The sequence below is a fragment of the Microbacterium sp. Leaf320 genome (assembly GCF_001423485.1).
Lineage (GTDB): Bacteria > Actinomycetota > Actinomycetes > Actinomycetales > Microbacteriaceae > Microbacterium.
On the sequence record NZ_LMOD01000003.1, the window covers coordinates 701,012 to 725,336 of the forward strand.

At 67.2% G+C, this 24,325-nt stretch carries 21 protein-coding genes; 6 read left to right on the top strand and 15 right to left on the bottom strand.

Annotated elements, in window-relative coordinates; translation table 11 throughout:
- Positions 1-15: 15 nt before the first annotated feature.
- From ASF63_RS13365 to iolC, 7 genes are all read right to left on the bottom strand, one after another.
- Positions 16-1,029 (bottom strand): Gfo/Idh/MocA family oxidoreductase, encoded by a 1,014-nt coding sequence (locus tag ASF63_RS13365; protein ID WP_056514727.1) that lies wholly within the window; start codon positions 1,027-1,029, stop codon positions 16-18.
- Between the two features lie 27 nt (positions 1,030-1,056).
- Positions 1,057-2,007, bottom strand: a complete 951-nt coding sequence (locus ASF63_RS13370; RefSeq protein WP_056514729.1) for a sugar phosphate isomerase/epimerase family protein — start codon at positions 2,005-2,007, stop codon at positions 1,057-1,059.
- An 18-nt stretch (positions 2,008-2,025) separates the two neighbouring features.
- A complete protein-coding gene (iolD, locus tag ASF63_RS13375) occupies positions 2,026-3,939 on the bottom strand; it encodes a 3D-(3,5/4)-trihydroxycyclohexane-1,2-dione acylhydrolase (decyclizing) (RefSeq protein WP_056514731.1) in 1,914 nt (637 codons plus the stop codon).
- Positions 3,939-4,877 carry a 5-deoxy-glucuronate isomerase gene (gene iolB, locus ASF63_RS13380; protein ID WP_056514734.1) on the bottom strand — a complete coding sequence of 313 codons (939 nt, stop codon included), beginning with the start codon at positions 4,875-4,877 and terminating at the stop codon, positions 3,939-3,941. The genes iolD and iolB overlap by 1 nt, the downstream gene beginning before the upstream one ends.
- A 62-nt stretch (positions 4,878-4,939) precedes the next feature.
- On the bottom strand, positions 4,940-6,460 hold the full coding sequence (locus ASF63_RS13385) for a CoA-acylating methylmalonate-semialdehyde dehydrogenase (RefSeq protein WP_056514737.1): 1,521 nt from the start codon (positions 6,458-6,460) through the stop codon (positions 4,940-4,942).
- A 23-nt stretch (positions 6,461-6,483) separates the two neighbouring features.
- Complete coding sequence (locus ASF63_RS13390) at positions 6,484-7,395, bottom strand: hypothetical protein (RefSeq protein WP_056514740.1); 912 nt, start codon at positions 7,393-7,395, stop codon at positions 6,484-6,486.
- Positions 7,392-8,348 carry a 5-dehydro-2-deoxygluconokinase gene (iolC, locus tag ASF63_RS13395; RefSeq protein ID WP_056514742.1) on the bottom strand — a complete coding sequence of 319 codons (957 nt, stop codon included), beginning with the start codon at positions 8,346-8,348 and terminating at the stop codon, positions 7,392-7,394. Before iolC ends, ASF63_RS13390 begins: the two co-directional genes overlap by 4 nt.
- A 161-nt stretch (positions 8,349-8,509) precedes the next feature.
- On the opposite strand from iolC, the gene ASF63_RS13400 reads away from it, so the two are divergent.
- Positions 8,510-9,271, top strand: coding sequence for a GntR family transcriptional regulator (locus ASF63_RS13400; protein ID WP_056514745.1), 762 nt, complete (start codon positions 8,510-8,512; stop codon positions 9,269-9,271).
- Between the two features lie 16 nt (positions 9,272-9,287).
- Here ASF63_RS13400 and ASF63_RS13405 read toward each other — a convergent pair whose 3' ends face one another.
- Positions 9,288-10,139: a sugar phosphate isomerase/epimerase family protein gene (locus ASF63_RS13405; RefSeq protein ID WP_235560791.1), complete on the bottom strand. Its 852-nt coding sequence runs from the start codon at positions 10,137-10,139 to the stop codon at positions 9,288-9,290.
- 134 nt (positions 10,140-10,273) lie between these two features.
- On the opposite strand from ASF63_RS13405, the gene ASF63_RS13410 reads away from it, so the two are divergent.
- The 3 genes from ASF63_RS13410 to ASF63_RS13420 all read left to right on the top strand — a co-directional run bounded on the left by ASF63_RS13410 (position 10,274) and on the right by ASF63_RS13420 (position 13,242).
- A complete protein-coding gene (locus ASF63_RS13410; RefSeq protein ID WP_157534334.1) occupies positions 10,274-11,302 on the top strand; it encodes a substrate-binding domain-containing protein in 1,029 nt (342 codons plus the stop codon).
- Positions 11,303-11,377: 75 nt separating this feature from the next.
- Complete coding sequence (locus ASF63_RS13415; protein WP_056514755.1) at positions 11,378-12,469, top strand: ABC transporter permease; 1,092 nt, start codon at positions 11,378-11,380, stop codon at positions 12,467-12,469.
- Positions 12,466-13,242: an ATP-binding cassette domain-containing protein gene (locus tag ASF63_RS13420; RefSeq protein WP_056514757.1), complete on the top strand. Its 777-nt coding sequence runs from the start codon at positions 12,466-12,468 to the stop codon at positions 13,240-13,242. Before ASF63_RS13415 ends, ASF63_RS13420 begins: the two co-directional genes overlap by 4 nt.
- 83 nt (positions 13,243-13,325) lie before the next feature.
- On the opposite strand, the gene ASF63_RS13425 is transcribed toward ASF63_RS13420, so the two are convergent.
- From ASF63_RS13425 to ASF63_RS13440, 4 genes are all read right to left on the bottom strand, one after another.
- Complete coding sequence (locus tag ASF63_RS13425; protein WP_056514761.1) at positions 13,326-14,219, bottom strand: carbohydrate ABC transporter permease; 894 nt, start codon at positions 14,217-14,219, stop codon at positions 13,326-13,328.
- Entirely contained in the window at positions 14,216-15,151 is a 936-nt protein-coding gene (locus ASF63_RS13430) for a carbohydrate ABC transporter permease (protein ID WP_082478134.1), read from the bottom strand. The genes ASF63_RS13425 and ASF63_RS13430 overlap by 4 nt, the downstream gene beginning before the upstream one ends.
- Complete coding sequence (locus ASF63_RS13435; RefSeq protein WP_056514766.1) at positions 15,148-16,308, bottom strand: ABC transporter substrate-binding protein; 1,161 nt, start codon at positions 16,306-16,308, stop codon at positions 15,148-15,150. The genes ASF63_RS13430 and ASF63_RS13435 overlap by 4 nt, the downstream gene beginning before the upstream one ends.
- Before the next feature lie 301 nt (positions 16,309-16,609).
- On the bottom strand, positions 16,610-18,778 hold the full coding sequence (locus tag ASF63_RS13440; protein WP_157534335.1) for a hypothetical protein: 2,169 nt from the start codon (positions 18,776-18,778) through the stop codon (positions 16,610-16,612).
- A gap of 102 nt (positions 18,779-18,880) precedes the next feature.
- On the opposite strand from ASF63_RS13440, the gene ASF63_RS13445 reads away from it, so the two are divergent.
- A complete protein-coding gene (locus ASF63_RS13445) occupies positions 18,881-19,468 on the top strand; it encodes a TetR/AcrR family transcriptional regulator (protein WP_056514771.1) in 588 nt (195 codons plus the stop codon).
- Between the two features lie 30 nt (positions 19,469-19,498).
- Here ASF63_RS13445 and ASF63_RS13450 read toward each other — a convergent pair whose 3' ends face one another.
- From ASF63_RS13450 to ASF63_RS13460, 3 genes are all read right to left on the bottom strand, one after another.
- Positions 19,499-20,722, bottom strand: coding sequence for a family 1 glycosylhydrolase (locus ASF63_RS13450; protein ID WP_056514775.1), 1,224 nt, complete (start codon positions 20,720-20,722; stop codon positions 19,499-19,501).
- Between the two features lie 117 nt (positions 20,723-20,839).
- A complete protein-coding gene (locus ASF63_RS13455) occupies positions 20,840-21,856 on the bottom strand; it encodes an SMP-30/gluconolactonase/LRE family protein (RefSeq protein WP_056514778.1) in 1,017 nt (338 codons plus the stop codon).
- Positions 21,853-23,697, bottom strand: coding sequence for a flavin-containing monooxygenase (locus ASF63_RS13460; protein ID WP_056514781.1), 1,845 nt, complete (start codon positions 23,695-23,697; stop codon positions 21,853-21,855). Before ASF63_RS13460 ends, ASF63_RS13455 begins: the two co-directional genes overlap by 4 nt.
- Before the next feature lie 164 nt (positions 23,698-23,861).
- Between ASF63_RS13460 and ASF63_RS13465 the strand changes: the two genes are divergently transcribed.
- Positions 23,862-24,323, top strand: a complete 462-nt coding sequence (locus tag ASF63_RS13465; RefSeq protein ID WP_056514783.1) for a MarR family transcriptional regulator — start codon at positions 23,862-23,864, stop codon at positions 24,321-24,323.
- The last annotated feature ends 2 nt before the right edge of the window (positions 24,324-24,325 follow it).

Below are 24,325 nucleotides of genomic sequence, written 5' to 3' on the forward strand. Positions count from 1 at the left end.
CGGTTCCTCTCCGGCTCAGGCGTAGAACGCAGGACGCTCAGCAGCCTCGACGGGAACGATACCGCCGTCGAGCGCCTTGACCCCCGCCTCGCACGCGAGCGCGACCAGGTATCCGTCCCAGGCATTAGGACCGTCGACGAGGCGGCCGTCCTTGACGGCGTTCACCCACCGCTGGATCTGGCGGTCGTACGCCTCCGCGAAGCGCGTCGTGAAGCTCGTGTGGTCCTTGACCGAGAACTGCCCGTCGCGCCACTGCTGCAGGCCCGACGGCTGCCCGATGCGGGCGATGCCCTTCTCGAACACCGCCTCGGTGCCGACCTGGTAGCCGAACTGCACGCTCACGTTCATCTCGACGTCGACGAGCACACCGTTCTCGAGCTCCATGATCACGAGGATGGGCTCGCGCAGGTGCTCGGGGGTGAGGGTGTTGCGCCGCGGGAACTTGATCTCGACCGACTTCACAGCGGATCCGGCCAACCACGGGATGACGTCGAACTCATGCACGACCGAGTCGGTGATGAGCATCGTCTGCGTGTAGCTGTCGGGCACGGAGGGGTTGCGGTGCACGCCGCGCACCATGACCAGATCGCCGGCGTCGCCCGAGGCGATCAGTTCGCGCAGGGCCGCGTACTCGGGGTCGAAGCGGCGCATGAAGCCGATCTGGATGTGCGGCTTGTCGAGCTTCTGCTCGCGCTGGATGATGTCCCACGACGTGGCGGAGTCGGGTGTGAGCGGCTTCTCGCACAGGATCGGAAGACCGGCCTCGAGTGCCGGCACCAGAACCGGCTCGTGGAACTGACCCGGGGTCGCGATCAGCACGGCGTCGAGTGCCCCTGCGGCGATCGCGTCTTCGACACGGCTGAAGGTCACGGCTCCCGGAGCCTTCTCCGCGGCCGCCGCCGCGCGCCCGGGATCGGGCTCGACGATCGCCGAGACGACGGCGCCCGAGATGCGATGGGTGATGCGCGCGATGTGATCGGCGCCCATGAGTCCGGCGCCGACGACGCCGATACGGAGGTCAGAGGTCATGAGTTCAGTGCTCCAGAAGAGAAGGGATCAGTGGATGCGGGCGAGATGGGTGCATCCGAAGATGTGCTCGCGTGTGCGCTGGGCGATGGGGAAGGGGTAGTCGACGTCGCAGCCGTACATGTCCTGCTCGACGATCGCGAAGATCTCGGAATCGATCGCGGCGACCGCGTCGATGATCGGCCCGAGATCGGGCACGCCGTGCGGCGGCTCGATCATGATGCCCTGCGTGACGGCATCAGCGAAAGGAACGTCGTTCTTCAGCACGTCGAAGAGCAGCGAGGTGTCGACCTGCTTGAGATGCAGGTAGCCGATGCGCTCGGGGCGCTCCTGGATGAGCTTGACGTTGTCGCCGCCGTAGTAGGCGAAGTGGCCGGTGTCGAGGCACAGGTTGGTGTACCGCTCGTCTGTCTCGTCGAGGAAGCGCACGACCTCACGGGTGGTGCCCACGTGGCTGTCCGCGTGCGAGTGGAACTGCTGCTTGACACCGAATTCCTCGAGCAGAGCCTTGCCCAGGCGGTCGTGCCCTGCGGCGAGCTTCTTCCACTGCTCGTCGGTGAGGGTCCGCGCCTCGAGCACCTCGCTGGTCGCATCGCTGCGCCACAGGTCGGGGATGACGACGAGATGCTCGGCGCCCAGCTTCGATGCGAGGCCTGCGACGGCGAGCGCCTGGTCCCAGGCGCGCTGCCACTGGTCGTCGCCCTTGTGGAATCCGGTGAAGACGGTGCCCGCAGACAGCTTGAGCCCCCGCGAGCCGAGTTCGTCCTCGAGCTGATGCGGGTCGGTCGGCAGGTACCCATACGGGCCCAGCTCGATCCACGAGTACCCGGCGGCGACGACCTCGTCGAGGAAGCGCTGCCAGGGCACCTGCTTCGGGTCGTCCGGGAACCAGACGCCCCAGGAATCGGGGGCGGTGCCGATGCGCAGACCCGGGTTGGCGCCTGCTGCCGCGGCGGCGGGAGTGGTGGTGGTGTCAGTCATGTCAGTTCTCCGTTGAAGTCAGCCGAGGAGCGGACGCTGGTGCGCCTGCTGTGCGAGGTACTCGGTGCGCGCCTGCTGCGTGCTGGCGAGCGTGGAGACCTCGGGGACGGGCACGTCCCACCATCCGTCGCCGTCGGGCGCATAGATGAGTGGGTCGCTGTTGATGTGGATGAAGGTCGAGGTCGCCGACGCCTTCGCCTCGGCGACAGCCACCGACAGCGCGTCGATGGCCCCGGCTCCCGGCTCGATCTCGATCACGTCGAGTCCGTAGCTGCGGGCGTTCGCGGCGAGATCGATCGGCAAGGTCTGCTCACCTTGGAAGTTGCGCGCCTGAGGGTCGTACTCGCGATACCACGTGCCGAAACGGTCGGAGCCGACCGTCTCGGAGAGGTGCCCGATCGACGCGTAGCCGTGGTTCTGGATGAGGACGAAGATCACCTTGATGCCCTCGGCGACGGCCGTCACGAGTTCGGTGTTGAGCATCAGGTACGAACCGTCGCCCACCATGACGATGACGTCTCGGTCGTCGCCGTCGGCGACCAGCCCGCGCTTCGCACCGATTCCGCCCGCGATCTCGTACCCCATGCACGAGAACGCGTACTCGACGTGATACCCGAGGGGGTCGCGCACCCGCCACAGCTTGTGCAGGTCTCCGGGCAGCGAGCCTGCGGCCTGCACGATGACGTCTTCCGGTGCGGAAGCCGACTGCACGGCGCCGATGATCTCGGACTGCCCGGGCAACGCGAGTCCTGACGGCGCGAAGGCCGCATCGACGCTCGCATCCCACGCTGCCTTCTCGCGGGCGATGCGCTCGGTGTACTCGGAGGTGATCTCCCAGCCCTCGAGCTCGATGGCGAGTTCACTCAGCGCCTCGCGTGCATCCGCAACGACCGGCAGCTGCGAGCCGTGCTTGTAGGCGTCGAACGACGCGATGTTGATGTTGACGAACACCACATCGGGGTTCTGGAACGCCGTGCGGGAGGCGGTCGTGAAATCGCTGTAGCGCGTGCCGATGCCGATCACGACGTCGGCCTCGGCCGCGATGCGGTTCGCCGCCAGCGTGCCGGTCGCCCCGACGCCGCCGAGGTACTGCGGGTGATCCCAGACGAGCGAGCCGCCACCCGCCTGCGAGGTGCCGACCGGGATGCCGGTCGCCTCGACGAGTGTGCGCAGGTGATCTTCGGCACCGGAGTACAGCACGCCTCCCCCGGCGACGATGAACGGACGCTTCGCCGAGCGGATGGCGGCGACTGCACGAGCGAGCGCCGCGCGCTCGGGCAGAGGCCGACGCAGGTGCCATTCGCGATCCTGCAGGAACTCCAGCGGCACGTCGATGCGCTCGGCCTGCACGTCCTCCGGCAGCGCGATCGTGACCGCTCCGGTCTGCACCGGGTCGGTGAGAGCGCGCATCGCGCCGAGCGCGATCGAGTACAGCTGCTCAGGGCGCTGAACCCGGTCGAAGAACACCGACAGCGGCCGGAAGGCATCGGTCACCTGGATGCCGGGGTCGTGCGGGTGCTCGAGCTGCTGAAGAACGGGATCGGCCACGCGGGTGGCGAAGGTGTCGCTCGGCAGCAGCAGCGCGGGAAGCCGGTTCGAGGTCGCCAGGGCGGCCGCGGTCAGCATGTTCGCCGCACCCGGTCCGACCGAGGCCGCGGAGGCGAGAGTGCCTCTGCGCCGGTGCATCCGGGCGTAGCCGACGGACTGGTGGACCATCGCCTGCTCGTTGCGCGCCTGGTAGTAGGGCATCAGGTCGGGCTGCTCGACGTTGAACTGCTTGAGCGCCTGGCCGATGCCGGCGACGTTGCCGTGTCCGAAGATGCCGAACATGCCCGCCACCGTTCGCTCGCGGATGTCGCCGTCGACGGTCCACTGGTGTCCGAGGAACTCGACCAGCGCCTGGCTGACGGTCATCGTCTTCGTGTTCGCCATCAGGGCTGGCCTTCCTTGTCGTTCTCGTTCTCGTTCTCGTTCTCGTACGGCAGCCGGGAGTCGAACTCCTGACCGTCCCAGGTGTCGCGAACCCACGCATGAGCGGGATCGTCGCTGATCAGCCACGTGCGTTCCGGGTCGGGACCCGCCATGACGTTGAGGTAGTAGAGGTCGTACCCCGGGGCGGCGACGGCCGGGCCGTGATAGCCATAGGGCACGAGTGCGATGTCACCGGTGCCGACCATCGCATTGATGTCGATCTCACCTGCGGGCGAGGAGTAGGTGCTGAACATCCCGAAGGCGCCGTCGGCCGCGTCCGGGTTGCCGCCCGAGCGCGACGGGGCGCTCTCGAAGTAATAGATCTCCTCGAGGCGCGACTCGTGCCCCGGCTTGTGCTCGTCGTGCTTGTGCGGAGGGTACGACGACCAGTTCTCGGCCGGGGTGATGACCTCGCAGACGATCAGCCGAGCGGCGTCCAGCGCCTGCGGAGTGCCGAAGTTGTGCACCTGACGGCTGGAGCGCCCCGCCCCGCGGAGCTCCACGGGCGTCTCCTCGGCGGCGATGTACTGCCAGTCGCGACGCTCGGCGGTCGGCGCTTCGGTGACCGCGACGCGGCCTTCGCCGCTGATGGTCGCCGTCGTGCCGATCGACAGATAGAGCACGTCGGTCGGCCCGTCGAACACCGACGCACGACCGTGCAGTCGTGTGTGCCACTCACCCGGGTGATGGTGATGCGCGATGCGGAACGATCCGGCCAGCGGCACGATGATCCGCTCGACGTCGAGGGCCGTGAGCTCGAGCTCGTCGCCATCCGTCAGCTCGGCGATGCGGATGCCGGTGTGCTGCCAGCCGGTGAGCGAGGCGTCGACCACGCTCTGCCATCCGTCGCGCGCGAGCGCGCCCCGACGGTGGAACCAACGTTCTTCTGCAGTGCTCATCTTCGTGCTCTCAGAGACAGGGATGCCGCCCCGCTCCCCCGCGGGGCGGCATCCGGATCGTGTCAGTTGTTCTGCGGGAATCCGAGGTTGATTCCGCCGTGCGTGGCCGGGTCGAGCCAGCGGCTGGTGATCGCCTTCTCCCGCGTGAAGAAGTCGAACCCGTGCACACCGTACGCCTTCGCGTCGCCGAAGAGCGAGGCCTTCCAGCCGCCGAAGGAGTGGTACGCGACCGGCACGGGGATCGGCACGTTGATGCCGATCATCCCGACCTCCACCTCGCTCTGGAAGCGCCGGGCGGCGCCTCCGTCGTTGGTGAAGATGGCGGTGCCGTTGCCGAACTCGCCCGAGTTGATCAGGTCGAGACCCTCCTGGAAGGTCTGCACCCTCACGACCGAGAGCACCGGGCCGAAGATCTCCTCGGTATAGGCGCGCGAGGTGATCGGGATGTCGTCGATCAGGGTGGGCCCGAAGAAGAAGCCGTCTTCGTGGCCGTCGATCTTCAGGCCACGGCCGTCGACGACGATCTTCGCACCGTCGGCTTCTGCGATGTCGACGTACGAGGCGACCTTGTCGCGGTGCGCATCGGTGATCAGGGGGCCCATGTCGGGCTCGACGCCGTCGGCACCCGCGCCGTTTCCGATGCGCAGGTTCGCGATGCGCTCCGAGACCTTGGCGATCAGTTCGTCGGCGACGGGCTCGACGGCCAGCACGACCGAGATCGCCATGCACCGCTCACCGGCGGCGCCGTATCCGGCGTTGACGGCCTGATCGGCGACCAGGTCGAGGTCGGCGTCCGGCAGCACCAGCATGTGGTTCTTCGCGCCGCCGAGAGCCTGCACCCGCTTGCCGTTCTTCGACGCCGTCTCGTAGATGTACTGCGCGATCGGCGTCGAGCCCACGAACGAGATCGACTGCACGACCGGGCTGTGGAGCAGACCGTCGACGGCGAGCTTGTCGCCCTGCAGCACCGTGAACACGCCGTCGGGAAGACCGGCTTCCTTCCAGAGCTGAGCGAGCCAGAGGGCAGCCGAAGGGTCCTTCTCGCTGGGCTTGAGCACGACCGCGTTGCCTGCGGCGATCGCGACCGGGAAGAACCACATCGGCACCATGGCGGGGAAGTTGAACGGGCTGATGATGCCGACCACGCCGAGGGGCTGCTTGAGCGAGTAGACATCGACTCCGGTCGAGGCGTTCTCGCTGAAGGCCCCCTTGATGAGGTGCGGGAATCCTGTGGCGAGTTCGACGACCTCCTGGCCGCGGAGGATCTCGCCCATGGCGTCGGAGACGACCTTGCCGTGCTCGGCCGTGATGATCTCGGCGAGCTCGCGCTTGCGGGCGTTCAGCAGCTCGCGGAACGCGAAGATGACGGTCTGCCGCTTCGCGATCGAATAGGTCTTCCAGACCTGGTACCCGCGCTGCGCGGACTCGATGGCCGCATCGATCTCGGCCTGATCGGCCAGCGCGACGTGCGCCTGCACCGCTCCGGTGGCGGGGTTGTAGACGGGCGCGGTGCGTCCGCTGCTCGACGGACTGTCGGCGCCGTCGATCCAGTGGGAGATGACGCGAGGTTCAGTGGTGCTCATGGGTGATCCTTCGTGGAGGCAGTTCAGCGGATGGAGGCGGCGGCGCCGCGGACGAGCCCGGCTGCGGCATCGACCGCTGAGGCGACGTCACCATCAGGGGGATAGAGGAGCGTGCGGCCGACGGTGAGCCCGCGCACGCCGGGAAGGGTGAGAGCGTCCTCCCACGCGGCGAACGTCTGGTCGGGATCGGCGCCGGAGTCGCCGCCGAGAAGCAGCGTCGGCATGGTGGTCGCCGCCATCACCCGCTCCATGTCCTCGACGACCGGGAGCTTCATCCACGTGTACGCAGACGACGCGCCGAGGCCGGCCGCGATGGCGATCGAGGCGATGACGGCATCCGTCGAGAGATCGTTGACGATGTGGCCGTCCTTCCAGCGGCTGAGGAACGGCTCGAGCATGATCGGCAGCCGAGCTCTCGCGGCGGCGGTGACAGCATCGGCCGTCGCCTGCAGCGTGGGTGCGGTTCCTGCATCGTCGAGATTGATCCGGATCAGGGTCTTCGCGAAATCTGCGCCGATCGCTGCGAGCTCCTCGACCGTGTAGGCACCGTACCGGTCGTCCATCTCGAAGGTCGCGCCCCGCAGGCCGCCTCGGTTCATCGACCCGACGACGATCTTGTCGTCGAGCAGCCCGAGGGCGGCCAGGTCGTCGATGATGTCCGGGGTGCCGAGCACGCCGTCGACGCCCGGGCGCTTCAATGCCGTCGCGAGCCGATCGAGCAGGTCGTACCGATCGGCCATGGCCATGGGGTCGGAGCCCACGGCGAGAGCGCCGCGGGCGGGGTGGTCGGCTGCGACGATGAACAGCTTCCCGTCGACCCCGAGCAGGTCGCGGCGGCGGCGGTTGCGCAGTCGCGTCGCGATCTCGTGCGGCGCAGATGCGCGCAGGTCACGGAGACGGGAGAAGTCGTCTGCCGAGAGGGTGATGCCGGTCATCCTCGGGCTCCTTCGAGTAGTTGCTGCACCTCGGACGCGGTGGGCATGGCGGTCGAGCATTCAAGTCGCGAGGCGACGATCGCGCCGGCGACGTTGGCGAATCGGAGGATCTCCTCTAGACCCCAGCCTGAGAGGAGCCCGTGACACAGGGCGCCGCCGAACGCGTCGCCGGCGCCGAGGCCGTTGACGACGTCCACGAAGTGGGGCGGCACCTCGACCGTCTCGTCGGCCGTCTTGGCGAGCACGCCCTTCGGTCCCTGCTTGACGATGGCCAGGCGCACACCGCGCTCCAGCAGAGCATCCGCGGCTCGGAGGGGCTCGGTCTCGCCGACGGCGACCTCGCACTCCTCGCGATTGCCGACGGCCACGGTCACGTGCTCGAGAGCGCGACCCACCTGAGCGGTCGCCTCACTCGGGTCGGCCCAGAACATGGGCCGGTAGTCGAGATCGAGGACTGTGTGATCTGCGCGACCACGCATCGCCCAGGCATCGAAGTGCGTCTGGCGGCTGGGCTCCTGCGAAAGACCGGTCACCGTCGCCCAGAGGACGCCGGCTGCACGGATGGCGCCCGCATCGAGCTGGTCGGACGTGATGTTGAGGTCCGGTGCCTTCGGCTCGCGGTAGAAGTACAGCGGGAAGTCATCGGGAGGGAAGATCTCGCAGAAGGTGATGGGCGTCTTCAGATCCGGATCGACTGCGACGGCGGAGTCGTCCACGCCGAGCCTCGTGAGCTCCCGATGCAGGTAGCGGCCGAAGGGGTCGTCGCCCGTCCGGGAGACGAGCTGCACGGCCCGACCGTAACGAGCGGCAGCCACGGCGACGTTCGCCGCGCTTCCGCCGAGGTACTTGCCGAACGTCGATACGTCCTCGAGACCGACGCCACTTTCGAGGGGGTAGATGTCGACGCCGAGGCGCCCGAGGGCGACGACGTCGAAGGTCTTTTCTCCGGTCATACTCCTGTGTACAACTTTCCTGATCGCGATGGACGGGATATGTCTTAACAATAACACAAGGGTCGATTCTTGCAAGGGGTCCGCACTCGCGGCTCTCACGCTCTGAGGTGACAAAGTCGGCGGGAGGTAATATTGTCGCGACAAACGAGGGAGACCACGAGATGGCGACGACGGACGGCGTATGGCCGGACCACCTGTTCCACGATCTGGATCGCACAGGGCCGATTCCCCTGTACTTCCAGGTGTCGAGCAGGCTCGAGGCGGCGATCCGATCAGGCGAGATCCCGCCGGGTGCGCGCCTCGAGAACGAGATCGCGATCGGTGAGCGCCTGGGACTCTCTCGCCCGACCGTCAGGCGAGCGATCCAGGAGCTCGTGGATCGGGGCCTCCTCGTACGTCGCCGCGGAATCGGCACGCAGGTGGTGCAAGGACAGGTGACCCGCCAGGTCGAGCTGACCAGTCTCTTCGACGATCTGCAGAGCACGAAGCACAACCCCGGAACGACGGTGCTGCTGCACGAGCTCTCCCCCGCCCCCGAGAACGTCGCCGAGCACCTCAGCGTCCCCGTGGGTGCCGAGGTGCTGCACATCCGCCGCCGTCGCACCTCCGACGGCAGCCCCGTGGCGATCCTCGAGAACTGGTTCCCCGCCGATATCGCCGAGATCACCCGGGAGCAGCTGGAGGATCAGGGCCTGTACCAGATTCTGCGCAGTCGAGGCGTGACGATCCGCGTCGCGAAGCAGCGGATCGGCGCTCGACGGGCTCACGACGATGAGGGCAAGCTGCTCGACATCGATCGTGACGGGCCCGTGCTGCAGATGGAGCGCACCTCGTTCGACGGCGCCGGCCGAGCGATCGAGTTCGGGGTGCACATCTACCGACCCGACCTCTACAGCTTCGAGACCACGCTGGTCGCCAAGTAGCGCGACCTGCTCGCCCTCACCGCAGCAGCATGCTGATGGTGTTGCGCAGCGTCGAGGCGACGAGCTCGTCGTCGAGCTCCGCGACCTTGTCGCAGAAGATCTCCGAGCAGTACCAGCTGTCGTACCCGGTGGAGCGGACAGCGTCCACCCACTCCTGCAACGGGATGTCGCCCGCTCCGGTCCATACGTTGCGAGAGACGCCCTGATCGGGGATCTCCCCCGCGGGCACATGCAGGCCGTCGCAGACGTGGACGGCCGCGATCAGATCGGCAGGCAGCGCGGCGACGTCCTCCGGCTCGTCTCCCGAAGCCCAGAAGTGCCAGAAGTCCACGCACAGCCTCACGTTCGCGCGGTCGATCCGCTCGAAGATCTCGAGCGCCTGCGCCACGCGATTGATCGGCGACCACGCCAACGGCTCCAGATACAAGCCCACCCCGTGATCGGCTGCGATGTCTGCGGCGAGCGCGACCCGGCGCGCCGTCTCGGCGAGCGACTCGGCGTCCGTCAGGCCGAGCGAGCCGCGATAGCGCAGGTCGCCGGGCGTCAACGTCCCCGCACGGAAGTCCTTGACGACCTGCACATCGACCGGCCCCGTGCACATCTGCACGAAGGGAGCGCCTACCACCTCCGCAACCTCGGCCAGCCGGGTGGCATCGCGGACGAACCGGTCGTGAGGTGCCTCCTGGATCGCTCCCACTCCCGAGACGGCGAATCCGTCGAGCGGACCCACGAGGTCGCGCGCCGTGAAGCCGACGTCGAGGAACCGGAACAGCTTCGGCGTCTGCAGCTCCACCGCATCGAACCCCGCCGACTTCGCGACGGCGATGTCTCGCAGGGTGGTGCCGTGGAAAGAAGCGGTGGAATTCATCGAGATCTTCACTGGACCACCCTATAGGTCCGAATGTCAGAACATTCTATTGACTTCTTGCCAGGTGCTGGATACGCTCAGCGCACCAATGACGGTAGCCGGAACCCGCCGGCGCAAGAAAGGATCACGACGTCGTGACACTCACACACAGCTCCCGCACCGGGATGGCACTCGTCGCCGTCGCCGTGTCGGCCCTCGCCCTGGCGGGTTGCTCCGCCGCCGCCTCCGACGGTTCGACCGACGCGTCCAGTGGTCTCGAGAGCGGCTACGGCTCTCTTGCAGAGAACCGCAACGCCTACTTCTTCACCTACTACAACCCCGCGGGCGATCCCTTCTGGGCCCAGATCCTGCAGGGCGGCGAGGATGCCGCCGAACTCGGAGATCTGACGCTCACGCACCAGACCGCCGAGGGCGACCCCGACAAGATGGTCGACCTCGTGCAGACGGCGATCGCCACCGATCCCTCCCTGATCTTCATGCCCTTCAACGAGGGCGAGAAGTGGGTGGGCGTCGCCTGCGACGCCGCCGAGGCGGGCATCACCGTCGTCGCCTACAACGTGCCGGCCCCCGAGTCGGCCGCCGATTGCGTGTCGGGCTTCGTGGGGCAGGACTTCTTCGAAGTCGGGGAGATCGTCGGCGAACGGCTCGTCGAAGAAGCAGGTCTCGGAAGCGGAGACAAGGTCCTGCTCCCCGCCGAAGAGCCCGAGCAGGCCTACGCGATCAACCGGGGCGGCGGCGTGCAGTCCTCGCTCGACGAGGTCGGCGCGAAGGGCGAATTCCTTCGCACCTCGGGCAACGACGAGGAAGCGCTCAACTCCCTGACCGCCTGGCTCACGGCCAACCCGGATGTCGCCGCGATCGCTCCTCTCGGCGGCACCCCGCACCGGAACATCGTCGCCGCGATGGAAGCGGCCGGAGTGAAGGTGCCGGTCGTCGGCTTCGACACCTCGCCTCAGGTCGTCGCGGGCATCAAGAGCGGCGACATCATCGCGACCGCCGACCAGCAGGGGTATGTGCAGGGATTCCAGTCCGTCACGCAGGGAATCCTCTACATCGACTTCGGCCTCTCCCCCGCCAACATCAACTCCGGCGGGCGCGGCCTGATCGACGAGTCCAACGTCGATCTGCTCGAGAACGACAAGCTCAAGGGCGTCCGTTTCTGAGAGTCCGACTCGCGGGGGCCGCAGCCTGGGGCGCGGTCCCCGCCTCCTTCTTCCTCACTTCCCGAAAGGCATGAGATGTCTCAGCCCACAGAAAGACCGCGCGAGCACGTCCTGACTGCTCCCGCCCCGACCGAGACCGTCGTCACCGGGCGGATGCTCGGCGACAGCACCCCGCGGACGTTCGGCGATTCCCTCCGCGAGAGCATCCGCTACAGCCGGGGCCGCGGCGCACTCGAGATCGGCGTGATCGTCGCTCTGGTGCTCGTCGGCTTCATCATCGCCGGCTCGGTGGCCCCCGCCGCCTTCCCCTTCCTCTCTGCGAGCAATCTGTCCGGAGTCATCTCGCAGAGCATCCCCGTGCTCGCCCTGCTCGGCCTCGGCGCCGGCATCCTGATGGTGGCCGGCGAGTTCGACCTCTCGCTCGGCGCGAACGTCGGCTTCACCGCGATCGTCTTCATCAACGTCTCCGAGAGCGTCGGCTGGGGCTGGGGCATCGTCGCCGGACTCGCCACCTCCACCTCCATCGCCCTGATCAACGGACTCATCGTGGTGCTCACCCGCATCCCGTCCTTCATCGCCACACTCGGCATGGGGTTCTTCTGGGTGGGCGCGAGCATCTTCGTCAACGGCACCTCTCCCGCCATCCTCGTCGACGGCAAGGACGACGTTCTCGTCACGGTGTTCGCCGGCGACTTCGGCTTCTTCCGGTCGCAGTTGGTCTGGCTGGTCCTGATCGGCCTCGCCGCGTGGGCGTTCCTGCATCGCCACAAGCTCGGCAACCACATCTTCGCGGTGGGCGGCAACGCGTCTGCGGCCAAGGCGATCTCGATCAAGCCCAACTCCGTGCGTCTCCTGGCCTTCGGAGTCTTCGGCCTGCTCGTCGGTTTCGCGTCGATCCTGATCTCCGTCCGCACCGGCTCCATGCAGCCGGGCAGCACCGATGACTACACGCTCATGGCGATCGCTGCGGCCGTCGTCGGCGGCACCTCTCTGAACGGCGGTCGCGGGTCGGTCATCGGCATGATCATCGGCGCCGCCCTGATCCGACTCATCGAGAACGGCCTGATCCTCGCCAAGGCACCGGGCTTCTACATCCAGCTCTTCGTCGGCCTCATCATCGTGATCGCCGCCGTCTTCAACAAGCTCATGGAAGGCAAGGCATCATGACCTCCGACTACCTGCTGCGTCTCGAGGGCGTGACCAAGAAGTACGGCGCGAACACCGTGCTGAAGGACGTCTCGTTCGACATCGGCCGCGGCGAGGTCGTCGGCCTGCTCGGCGACAATGGCGCAGGCAAGTCGACCCTCGTGAAGATCATGTCGGGTGTCGTGCCGATGACCTCGGGGGCCTACTACTGGGACGGCACCGCCGTGCCGACCGTCAACCGACCGACCACCGAGTCGCTGGGCGTCGAGACGATCTTCCAGGACTCCGCCCTCGTCGATCAGATGTCGATCACCCGCAACATCTTCATGGGTCGGGAGATCACGAACCCCCTCGGCTTCATGAAGCTGAAGCAGATGGATGCCATCGCGACGAACATCCTCGACACCGTCGTCACGATCGAGGGCATCAAGAGTTCGAAGCAGCTCGTCTCGTCGCTGTCGGGAGGACAGGCGCAGGCGGTCGCGATCGCGCGCGCGGTGCACTTCAAGCGCAGCCTGCTCATCCTCGACGAGCCGACATCGGCCCTGGCCGTGCGTGCGACCGAGGCTCTTCTGGACTACCTCCGACAGCTCAAGACCGAGGGCGTGAGCTCGGTTCTCGTCACCCACAACCTGCACCACGCCTACAAGGTCTGCGATCGGCACATCGTGATGAATCACGGCAGGAAGATCCTCGATGTGCGTCGCGAGGACACCAGTGTCGAAGAGCTGACCGCAGCCGTGGTCGAGGGCCAGATCGGGGTCGACCGCTTCCGCGCCGGAGTGGGCATCTGACCGGCATCTCCACAGGTGAGGCCCCGCGCTGCAGTGCAGTGCGGGGCCTCGCTGTGCCCGGCAGTACCGATGATGCGAAGACGCTACTTGATCGCCCCGGCGCCGATGCCCTTCACGATGTGGCGCTGGGCCATCAGATAGAAGATCACCACAGGCACGATCGAGATCGTGGTCGCGGCGAGCAGGATCTGCTGCTGCGGCGTCTCTGCGGACGTGAACGCGGTGAGACCTCGCTGGATGGGCATCAGTGCGTTGTCGTCGAACAGCACGAGCGCCATCAGGTACTCGTTCCACGCTCCGAGACCCTGGATGACCGCCACGGCTGCGAGCCCTGGCTTCGCGAGCGGCAGGATCACGCTCCAGAAGATGCGGAGGGGCCCCGCGCCGTCCAACGCCGCGGCCTCTTCCAGGTCTCGAGGCTGGCTCACGAAGAAGCTGCGCATGATGAGGGTCGACATGGGGATGCCCGATGTGATCAGGATGAGGACGTAGCCCACCGGGTTGTTGGTCAGACCGAGCGAGATCAGCAGCTTGTACTGCGCGAGGAACATCGCAGGAGCCGGAATGATCATCACCGCCAGGATGATGAACGTGAAGACGCCCTTGCCTGCGAAGTCGAGGCGCGCGAGCGCGTAGCCCGCCAGGCTCGACACGATCAGGATGCCGGCGACGGCGCATCCCGTGTAGATCACGCTGTTGCGCAGATACGTGCCGAGGTCGCCCTGCACCCAGGCGGTGATGTAGTTCTGCCACTGAGGGTCAGCCGGCAGGAAGGTGTCGTTCGACAGCAACTCGGTGAGGCTCTGCAATGACCCCGAGAGCATCCAGAGCAGAGGCAGCAGCGCTGTCAGCGCCGCGATGATGAGGAGCCCGTAGAGCCCCACTCTGTCGGCGCGGATGCGACGACGCGGTCGCGGCCGGGGCTGGTCGATCGTGGTCTCCGCCTCCTCGACCGGCGGTTGGGTGATGAGTGTCATGCGCGGGACCTCCGCCCGGTGATGGCGAGCTGGAGAACCGAGAGCAGCACGAGAGCGCCACCGAAGACCACGGACATCGCGGCCGCACTTCCGTAGCGCCAGTTCACGAACGCCTCGTTGAAGATCGCCAGCGTGGGAACCATCGTGTGATAGCCGGGACCCCCGTTCGTGAGCACCTGCACCGTTCCGAAGATCTGCAGAGCGGCGAGCAGGGTCAGCAGGCTGACGATCGAGGTGACCGGTGCGAGATGCGGCCAGGTGATGTAGCGGAACTGGGTCCACGGACTCGCGCCGTCGAGCTCCGCAGCCTCATACAGCTCTTTGGGCACGTCCTGCAGCCCCGCGAGGAAAAGCAGGAAGCCGAACCCCCAGTGGAACCAGACGAAGACCGCGGCCACCGCGGGAAGCGCGACGGACGGATCGCCGAGCCAGTTCTGCTGCAGAGACCCGAGACCGACCATCTCGAGAACACGATTGAGCACGCCTGAACCCGGCGCGAGGATGAAGGAGAAGAGCAGACCGACGACGACGACCGAGAGCACGCCGGGCAGGTAGAAGACTGTGCGGAAGAAGGTCTTGCCCCGAGTGATGCGGTTCACGGCGAGCGCCATCGCCAGAGCGACGCCGTTGCCCACGAAGAAGCCGACCACTCCGAAGAACAGCACGTTCCTCATCGACGCCCAGAAGACGGGATCGCCTGCGATGAACTCGTAGTTCGCGAATCCGACCCAGGGAGTGTCGGGGCTCACGCCGTCCCACGACTGGAAGCTGAGGAGGATCGCCTGCCCGAAGGGGACGATCGTGAAGATGCCGATCAGCGCGATGGCGGGGGCCAGGAACAGCCAGCCCAGCAGGTTGGCGCGCAACGAGCGCTTCCTGCGCGGCGCCCGGGTGGGGCGCCGCGCAGCAAGCGGGAGAGAGGAGGTCGTCATGACACTCGGTCTTGGGCGGCCTGGATGTTGGCGAGAGCCTCATCGATCGTCGCCTCACCCAGCACGACCCGCTGAGCCTCGGCGACGATCGCGGTGCGCACGTCGGTCGCGAATGTCGCCGACATGACCTGCACGGTCTCGACTCCCGAGGCGAAGCCCGCGAGCTGCGTCGGCACGTCGCCGCTCAAGAGCAGCTCGGGGTTCGTCGGCAGGATGCGACCGACCTCGGCGAACACCGCCTGCTGCTCGGGCTCGGTCAGCCACTTCACGAACGCGAGGGCCTCTTCGGGGTGCTCACCCTTCGGGTTGATGATCGCGCCCTTTCCCGGGACGCCCGGGGAACGGGGATCCTCGGTGCCGCCGTCGACGACCGGGATGCCCACCGAGAAGTAGTCCTCGAACTCGGGGTTCGTGCGAAGGCCCACGGAGACACCGGGAGACGCGTCGAAGATCGACCCCATCGCCTGGGTGAAGAACGACGATTCCACGTTCGGGTTGTCGTCCTGACCCCCGACGAGCGCGTCGTTGGCGATCACGCCGGCATCCTTCATGTCGACGAGCACCTGGAAGGCCTCTCGCCAGGCATCCTGCTCCCAGCTCTCCTCGCCGTTGAAGGTCGCGGCGATCTCGTCGTCGGTGAGCCAGTTGGACGCGATCGCCTGCAGGAACTGCGGCGTCAGCGACGCCGCGACCGAGAAGCCGGCGGCCCCGTCATCCGCATCGGCGAGCGCCTCGATGAAATCGTCGACCGTCGACGGGGCGTCGTCCAACGTCATGCCGGTGAGCGTCGGGTTCACGAGGAAGCCGTACGTCTGCGTCTCCCAGTGCACGGTGTAGATCCCCGGGGGAACATCGAGATTGTTGCCTTCCTCGAAGGTCGACATCTCGATGATCGCCGGGCTGAAGTCATCGCTCCACTCGCCCTCGAGCTCGGACGACAGGTCCATCGCCCAACCGGCCTTGTAGAACGGCGCCATGTCGGTGGCCTGGAAAGACGAATAGATGTCGGGCATCGAGTTCGACTGCGCTCGCGCCTGCAGCTTCGGCAGGTAGTCGGCGGGTCCGGGCGAATCGATCGTGACAGTGACCCCGGTCTCTTCCGAGTACTGCTCGGCGAGCTGCGTGAGAGCGGCTTCCTGTCCGCGCGACTGGTTCATGAACGTCAGTTCGACGTCTCCTGCCTCTTCCGGGGACTCCGCCGGCTCTGGCGAAGAGCACCCAGAGAGCGTGAGCGCCGTCGCGAGGGCGATGCCGCCTGCAGCGAGCGTCAGGCGGCGTGGGCTGCGAGAAGAGTGTGTGTAACGCGTGGTCCTCATCATTGAAAATCCTTCGAACGATGAACCGTCTGGCGGTTCAGAATCGGTTGCTGCGGGGGGGCGATACGGCGCTGGTCTCGACCAGTGTCAACCGGTTGCCCTTTACAAGATCATCCTCTCTCTCATGCAGTGCGTGGGAAGGTCAGACTGCGGCGGCGGCCGCGTGAGATGGCGATGGCGATGGCGATGGCGCACCGTCATAGGTCACCCGCCACCCGTCCGGTTCGCGATCACCGGCGCGGATCGCGCCGACGATGTGCGCGATCGCGGAGAGCAGCCCGCCGTTGGCAGGCAGGTACAGCGACAGGAAGCCGGGGATCTGCGGGTTGTGTCCGTTCGCGAGGAACTCGTTCTTGGGCGACGGCAGCAGGAGAGCGTCGAAGGCGAGCGCAAGGTCGCCGAGTCGAGCCGCGGTCATGGCCATGACCGGGTAGTCCCACCCCCAGCTGGACTGGAGATCCCACCGATCCCACACGGCGTCGAGCGTCTCGCTCATGATGTCGGCGTCGATGATGTCGGTCGGCGGGAGCCATCCGAGTCCCATGAGCATCGACGGGTGGTCCTTGCGGATCAGATGCGGCGGAGTGCGCAGCGCGGCGTACGTTCCGTCGTCGAGAAGCGTCGGCATGGTCATGTTCTGCGCGACCCGCTCCCACTCAGGCTGCACCCCGAGCCCCAGCTGCGAGCGCCACTCGTTGGCGACCTCGAGAGCCCATGACCAGTACGCCAGTTCGAAAGTCGGGTCGGCGTTCGTCCTGCGGTCGGCGAGATAGCTCTCCTGAGCGGGGATGATCGGTGGCGGCAGGTGGAAGGCGCCGTCCCGCTCCTCGACGAAATCCGCCATGAACTCCGCGGTCGCCTCGACAAGCGGGTAGTGCGTTCGCAAGAACTCCGAGCCCCGGCCCTCCTGCCGCAGCAGCTCGAGAAGGTGGATGATGTGGGGCTGCTGCCACACCAGGAAGACGCCGATGTTGCTCGGCGACTCGGCCGCCGAGGGGTCGGTCTGCTTCGGCCAGCGGGCACCGCGATACCCCTGCCAGTCGGCCGTCGAACGCGCGGCGTCGAGCGCACTGTGGTACCAGCCGAGACTGCGCTCGAGCAGGTGCCCCCGCCCCCACAGGGCGAAGTGCGCGGCATGCCACCAGTGCATCTCGAGGTGGAACTTGCCGGTCCACGTGTTGTAGGTCAGCCCGGTCTCGGCAGGCGGGGTCGATCCCGCACTGTTGACGGCGGCCAGATACTGCGACAGGACGACGCGACGCTCGAGTTCGGTCGCTCGCTCGTCGTCGCTGCCCTCGAAGGAGACGGCGACGCCGCTCGACCAGTACCCCTCCCACCATGTCTCCGCGGCACGGGCGACCTGACCATACGTCGGCTGGCGCAGATCGTCGACCGAGTCGTCGGCATGCAGGGAGACGACGACCTCGAGCCGCTCTCCGTCCGATGTGGCGACGGTGGCGTCGGCTCCGCGGAGCGCGAGCCCACCGTTCGTCGACATGTCGACCCGATACGCCGTCGTCTCGATGCGACGGCGAGCGGTCCAGTGCCCGGGGGTATGGCGTTCCCAGTGCGTGGACTCCTCCAGCGGCAGCTCGAATGTCGCGAAGTCGTCCGGCTGAGTGTCGAAGATCCACGCGACACCCCATCCGTGCTGAAGCAGTGGCGATTCGACCGACACGGCGAAGACGTCCTTCTCGGGATGAGCGACCGTCGTCACGGTGACCGACTCTCCCTCGAGCACGAACTGCGCGTGCACGCGACCCGACCAGAGATCCAGTTCGGTCCTCGGATCCCTCACCGCGGTGACGTCGATGCGATCGGGTCGACCGACCGGCGGTGTGAGGGCCAGACGTCCGAGGTGGGCACGCCGCGGGTTGTAGTGGAACCAGGCACCGGCGGCGAACTCGTCGGCGATCTCATCGCCAGCCCTCTGGAGCCCCATCCGGTCGAGATACGGAACCGCACCTCGCGCCGTGTCGTACCGGGTGACCGTCTCGTCACGATCGAACTCTCGCGTCGTCCTGGTGCGGTACCAGCCCCACGACGACTGCGTGCGCAGCGGAATCTGGAAGTCATCGGCGTCGAAGACCCGCACGCGCTGCTCGGGCAGCCCGTCGATTCCGGCGACCGCGACCCGGTGAGGGTCGGGAACAAGCTCATGGGCGTCGGGGAACGTCTGAAGCCCCGTGATGTCGACCGTCAGCGCTGCGTCGCCATTGCCGAGGGTGAGAGCCGCGGTGGGATGCGCGGCCGTCAGCACAGGATTGTGCCGTCGCACGAGGCGACGGCGATCGACGGTCGACGCAGGCATCTTCACCTTTCCCTCGACTCAATTCTGAGTCGACTATTACTTTGGCCGGATGAGCATAACATTGCCTGAGCGCCACACTCAAGAGCAATCGGAAGGACGCTGATGGCCCAGAAGAGAGGTCCGTACGCGAAGTCGGACCAACGACGCCAGGCACTCAGCAGGGCCGCACTCGATCTCGTGCGCCGGCACGGCCACCGCAACGTGTCGGTGTCGGACATCGCCGAGCTCGCCGAGACGAGCGAGGCGACCGTGTTCTACCACTTCCCCACCAAGGAAGCGCTGTTCATCGCCGCACTCGCACAGCACGACGAGGAGAACATCCGCGCGCGGGGGGCCGAAGCAGGCGCGATCGCCGAGATGGGCGAGCGCGCCGAAGCGGGGGTGCGGCGCACGAACTATGCCCGCCTCTACAACGAGCTCGCCGGGGCCTCCGCCGACCCCTCGCACCCGGCGAACGACTTCTTCCAAGCGCGCTGGGCGCGATCCACGGCTGTCGTGGCCACAGACATCCGCCGGCTGCAGCAGGCAGGGCGGATCGACGACTCCATCGATCCGGATGCTGCGGCGCATCTTCTGCTGGCAGCCTGGGAAGGTCTGCAGCTGCAGTGGATGCAGGGTCCGCCGTTCGACATCCGCGCCCGGGTCGAATCGCACATCCGCGCACTGCTCGGAGCGGGCGCACTGGACTGACGCGCCCGCCTCGACCACTGCGAGCCCGGCTCACACCGCGCCGTCGCCGCTTCCCCCACGGTTCCGCCTCGCGACATTCCCGAGCCACCGCAGGCTGGGCTTGGGATGACGCTCGAAGGTCTCCCGATCCACGGCGACGAGGCCGAAGGTCGGATCCCAGTGACCCCACTCGTAGTTGTCGAGAAGGCTCCAGTGGATGTAGCCGCGAACATCGACGCCGTCGTCCATGGCCTCCGCGAGGGAGCCGAGGGCCGCGTCGGTGTAGGCGATCCTGCGCGCGTCGTCGGACGTGGCGATGCCGTTCTCCGTGACGACGACCGGCACCTGCGGGAGCACCTCAGCCGTGTGGCGCACTGCGATCCCGAGGGCATCCGGACGGTAAGCCGTGCGCACCAGCGTGTTGTCGGGGCGCACGGGGTGCGGCTCGATCCCGTCGAGACCGACCCACTGAGCCGAGTACGCCTGTACGCCGATGTAGTCGTCGTCCACCGCAGCTTCCAGATACAGGTCTTCCCAGACATGCTCCAATCGGCGCCGCACCTCTTCGGCCCCGGGACGCGTCTCGAACGCACGGTTGGCGACCGACCACCCGATGCGGGCATCGGTGCGCGCGCGAAGGATCTCTCGCGCGGCGTGGTGCGCCTCGATGAGGCGTCGACCGATCTCCTCCGACGGCGCAGGCTTGACCGGGCGCGGGGTGTCGGCTTCGAGCGTCGGGCTGAGCCACTCGGTCTCGGAATCCGGATCCAGAGCCGCCTCGGCCTCGCCCACCATGATCGCGAGCATGTTCGGCTCGTTGATCGTGCAGACCCATTCCACACCGTCGAGGATCGTCGCCGCGACCTCGACGTACGCACGGAATCTGTCGATGGCCTGCGGCGAGCGCCATCCTCCCTCTTCGGCGAACCAGCGCGGCGAGGTGAAGTGATGCAGCGTGACGAAGGGCCGCACTCCTGCCGCCAACGCCGTGTCGATCATTCGCCGGTAGTGAGCGAGCTGCACACGCGAGAACTGGCCCGGAGCCGGCTCGATGCGGGCCCATTCGATCCCGAACCGATAGGTGTCCAAGCCCGAGTCGGCGACGAGAGCGATGTCCTCGGGGAAGCGGTTGTAGCTGTCCAGCGCGTCGCCGCTGCGATCGGCCCCGGTCATGTGCGCCTCCTGCATCCAGAAGTCACTGTTGACGTTGTTGCCCTCCACCTGGTGCGGCGCGCTGGCCGCACCCCAGAGGAAGTTCTTCGGGAACGTGGGCATCGATGCTCCAATTCTGAGTCAACTAGTAATTTCAGAATACTAGCCGATACGTCGAGGAGTCCCCAAGCACAGGTCTCGGCGGGCGCCCTTCGCCCGCCGAGACTCCCGCGGGTGGCTTCACCCGCCGTTGGACTGACGGATGCCCTCCCCGTAGGCCTCGAAGGTGTGCACGAACCCGCCCGCCGGCCCGCTGACGACGAGGTATCCGTCGGTCGTGCCGGGTGCGATGGCGATGTTGGTCGCCGACTCCAGCCCCTCACCCGGCACGCGGATCGTGCCGATCTGCTCACCGGTCTTGGCGAAGACCACGATCTCGGCCTTCTCGTGGAACATCTGATAGATGTTCCCCTCGGCGTCGACCGCGGTCGAGTCGATGCGTCCGATCCCGCCGTCGACGTGGATCGCGGGATACGCCGAGACGACCCGGGTGCGCGTCTCGTCGAGGGCGAAGTAGTCGATCCGGTTCGCGTTGTACTGCGCGACCCAGAGCCCCGCATCCTCCTCGTCGAAGACGATGCCGTTCGGGGAGGGAAGGTCGCCCGCGAGGGTCGACGCCTGCCCGTCGGTGCCGATTCTCACCACACGCCCCGGGGTCTCCCATCCTGGTGCGTCCATGCCGCGGGTGTCGGTCACGAACATCGTGCCGTCGGGATGGAACGCGATGTCGTCGGGCAGCATCGCGATGCCGTCGACGTCGCCCGAGAAGTGCACCTGCGGGTCTTCTCCCTCAGCCGTGATGCTCATGACACCACCGCCGAGGAAGTCGGTGAGGTACAGGCGGCCGTCACTCGGGTGGAACTGCGCCGAGGTGAACGCACTCGTCTCGTCGGTGAAGACCTGATCGACCGTGCGCTCCGCCACGTCGACACTCAGCACCTTGGCCTCCCCGGCGGGAGCCATCACGTCGACCAGGAAGAGCGAACCGTCTTCGTGGAAAGTCGGCCCCTCGAGCAGCGTCCCGCCGGTGAGCTCGTGAGGCTCGGTCACCTGGAGCAGCTCGTCCGAGATCTGTTCCGCAGCGGGCCCGTCCGATGGAGCGTCGGTCTGCGACGCATCCGAAGAGGCGGGCGCGCAGCCGACCAGCAGAGCCACCACCCCGATCGCACCTACCGCGGTCGCCAGCGCCGGCCTCATGCCGAGACTCCGATCTCCGACGACTCGCGCATGCGTTCGTCCGCATCATCGACGACGAGCAGTTCGGCCATGTCTCCCTCACGCCACTCGCGCAGCAGGCGATGGAAGGCGACCGGTCCCGGCGAGTATGTGAGCCCGCCGATCGTGCGCGAACCCTCTCCGTTGTAATAGCCGGGCGTGCACTGGGCCTGGAACTCCGATACATCTCTCGAGGTCTCCACGACCGTGCGGCACCAGGCGTCCTCGGCCTCGGCGGTCGGCTCGATGCGGCGAGCGCCGACCCGCTCGGCCCGCTCGATCACCGCGGTGATGTGCAGCGCCTGCTCCTGCAGGATGTGCACGAAGTTCACCGAGTTCGCGTTCTGCATCGGGCCGAGCTGGAACAGGTTGGGGAACCCGTGGGTGGTGAATCCGTGCAGCGTCCGCGGCCCCAGCCCCCAGGCCTCGAGAAGCGCACGCCCTCCCCGCCCGGACACGGGCAGGGTGCCCGACACCACCCCTGAGACCCCGACGTCGAATCCGGTGGCGAAGATGAGGCAGTCCACCTCGTACTCCGCCTCGCCGACGACGATCGATGTCTCGGTGAGTGCGGTGATGCCGTGGGTGTCCGCCGTGTCGACGAGAGTGACGTTCGACCGGTTGAACGCCTGCAGATAGAGGTCGCTGAACCCCGGCCGCTTGCACATGTACCGGTACCAGGGCTTGAGCGCGGCCGCGGTAGACGCGTCGTCGACGATCTCGTCGACCCGGGTGCGCAGCGCATCCATCTTCGCCGCGTCGTCGAGCTCCTCGCGCAGGAGGCGGTCCTCGTCCGGCACAGAGCCGTCGACACTTCCCGAGAGGATGCTCCGCTGCAGCCGGTGCGTCGAGGTCCACCCGTCGTCCACGAGGGACTCGACGGGCTCACCGGCCAGCACCTCGAGGAAGTTGTCCATCCGCTCGCGCTGCCACCCGGGAGAGAGCGTCGCCACCCACTCCGGATCCGTCGGGCGGTTGTCGCGCACGTCGACGGTCGAAGGCGTGCGCTGGAACACCAGGAGTTCGCGTGCATGCTCGGCGAGGTGCGGGATCACCTGCAGCCCCGTCGCCCCCGTGCCCACCACGGCGACCCGCTTGTCGGCGAGCTTCGTCAGCCCGCCGTCCGCCGATCCGCCCGTGTAGGCGTAGTCCCAGCGGCTGGTGTGGAAGGTGTGCCCGGTGAAGCGCTCGATCCCCGGGATGCCGGGGAGCTTCGGCTGCGTGAGCGTGCCCGAGGAGGTGATCACGTAGCGAGCGCGGAACACGTCGCCGCGGTCAGTCTCGACGACCCACTCCGCGGCCTCCTCGTCCCACGTGAGCCCTGTCGCCCGCGTATGCCCGACGAAGTCGCGGTAGAGGTCGTAGTGCTCCGCGATGCGCACGGCGTGCTGACGGATCTCTTCGCCCGGCGCGTACCTCGTGCTCGGGATGTAGCCGGTCTCTTCGAGGAGCGGCATGTAGACGTACGATTCGATGTCGCAGTGGATGCCGGGGTATCGGTTCCAGTACCAGGTTCCCCCGACGTCACCCGCCTCGTCCATGAGCCGCACGGATGCGATCCCCGCATCACGCAGCCCCGCGCCGGTGAGCAGCCCGCCGAAACCCGCTCCGATCACGAGCGCCTCGACACGGTCTCGCAGCGGCTCCCGGTCGAGCCTCGGCGTGTACGGATCCTTCGCGTAGTAGCCGTATTCGCCGAGAGCCGATCGATACTGGGTCGCTCCGTCGGGGCGGACCCGCCGCTCCCGCTCCTGCGCGTACTTCTCTCGCAGCGCCCGGAGATGCTGGGTCTCATCCTCGATGCCGTGTGCGTCGTCCGCCATGGTTCCGTCCTCCTGTCGCCGGGGCGCGGGCACAGGTCGACGCGAACCGGGGACGCCGTTCACCTGAGCCCGACACGACCCCGGATCGGTTCCTTGTCAGAAGGTTAGCTTGAAGCTAAGTAAATGTCGCTGGGAATACCCCCAGAGCGCGTTACGGTACAGGTGTGAGCGATGACCGGAGGCGTGCGGAGGCACTGGAGAACATCGATGCCCTCACCCTGGCGGTCTCGGTGCGCTCACTCCCCCGCATGATCGGCTCCCTGCTGAGCACGCAGCTGACGATCCAGCAGCTCAAGGTGCTGACATCCACCGTCGTGTCGGATCGCAGCACGATCAGTGGCCTCGCGTCGTCGTTCGAGGTGTCACTCGCCACGATGTCGAAGCTCGTCGAGCGGCTCGTCGACCAGGGGCTCGTCGAACGGCTCACGGATGCCGTCGACCAGCGCGTGCGACGCTTGATCCCCACACCTCTCGGGCGAGACGTGATCGGGAAGATCATGGCGGCTCGCCCCGAGATGGGCGCGGACATCCTCGACGGGCTGACGATCGACGAGCTGGAATCGCTCGCCGTCGGCCTGCGGGCGATCAATCGACAGCTGCAGGCCGCGGCGACACACGACGACTGATC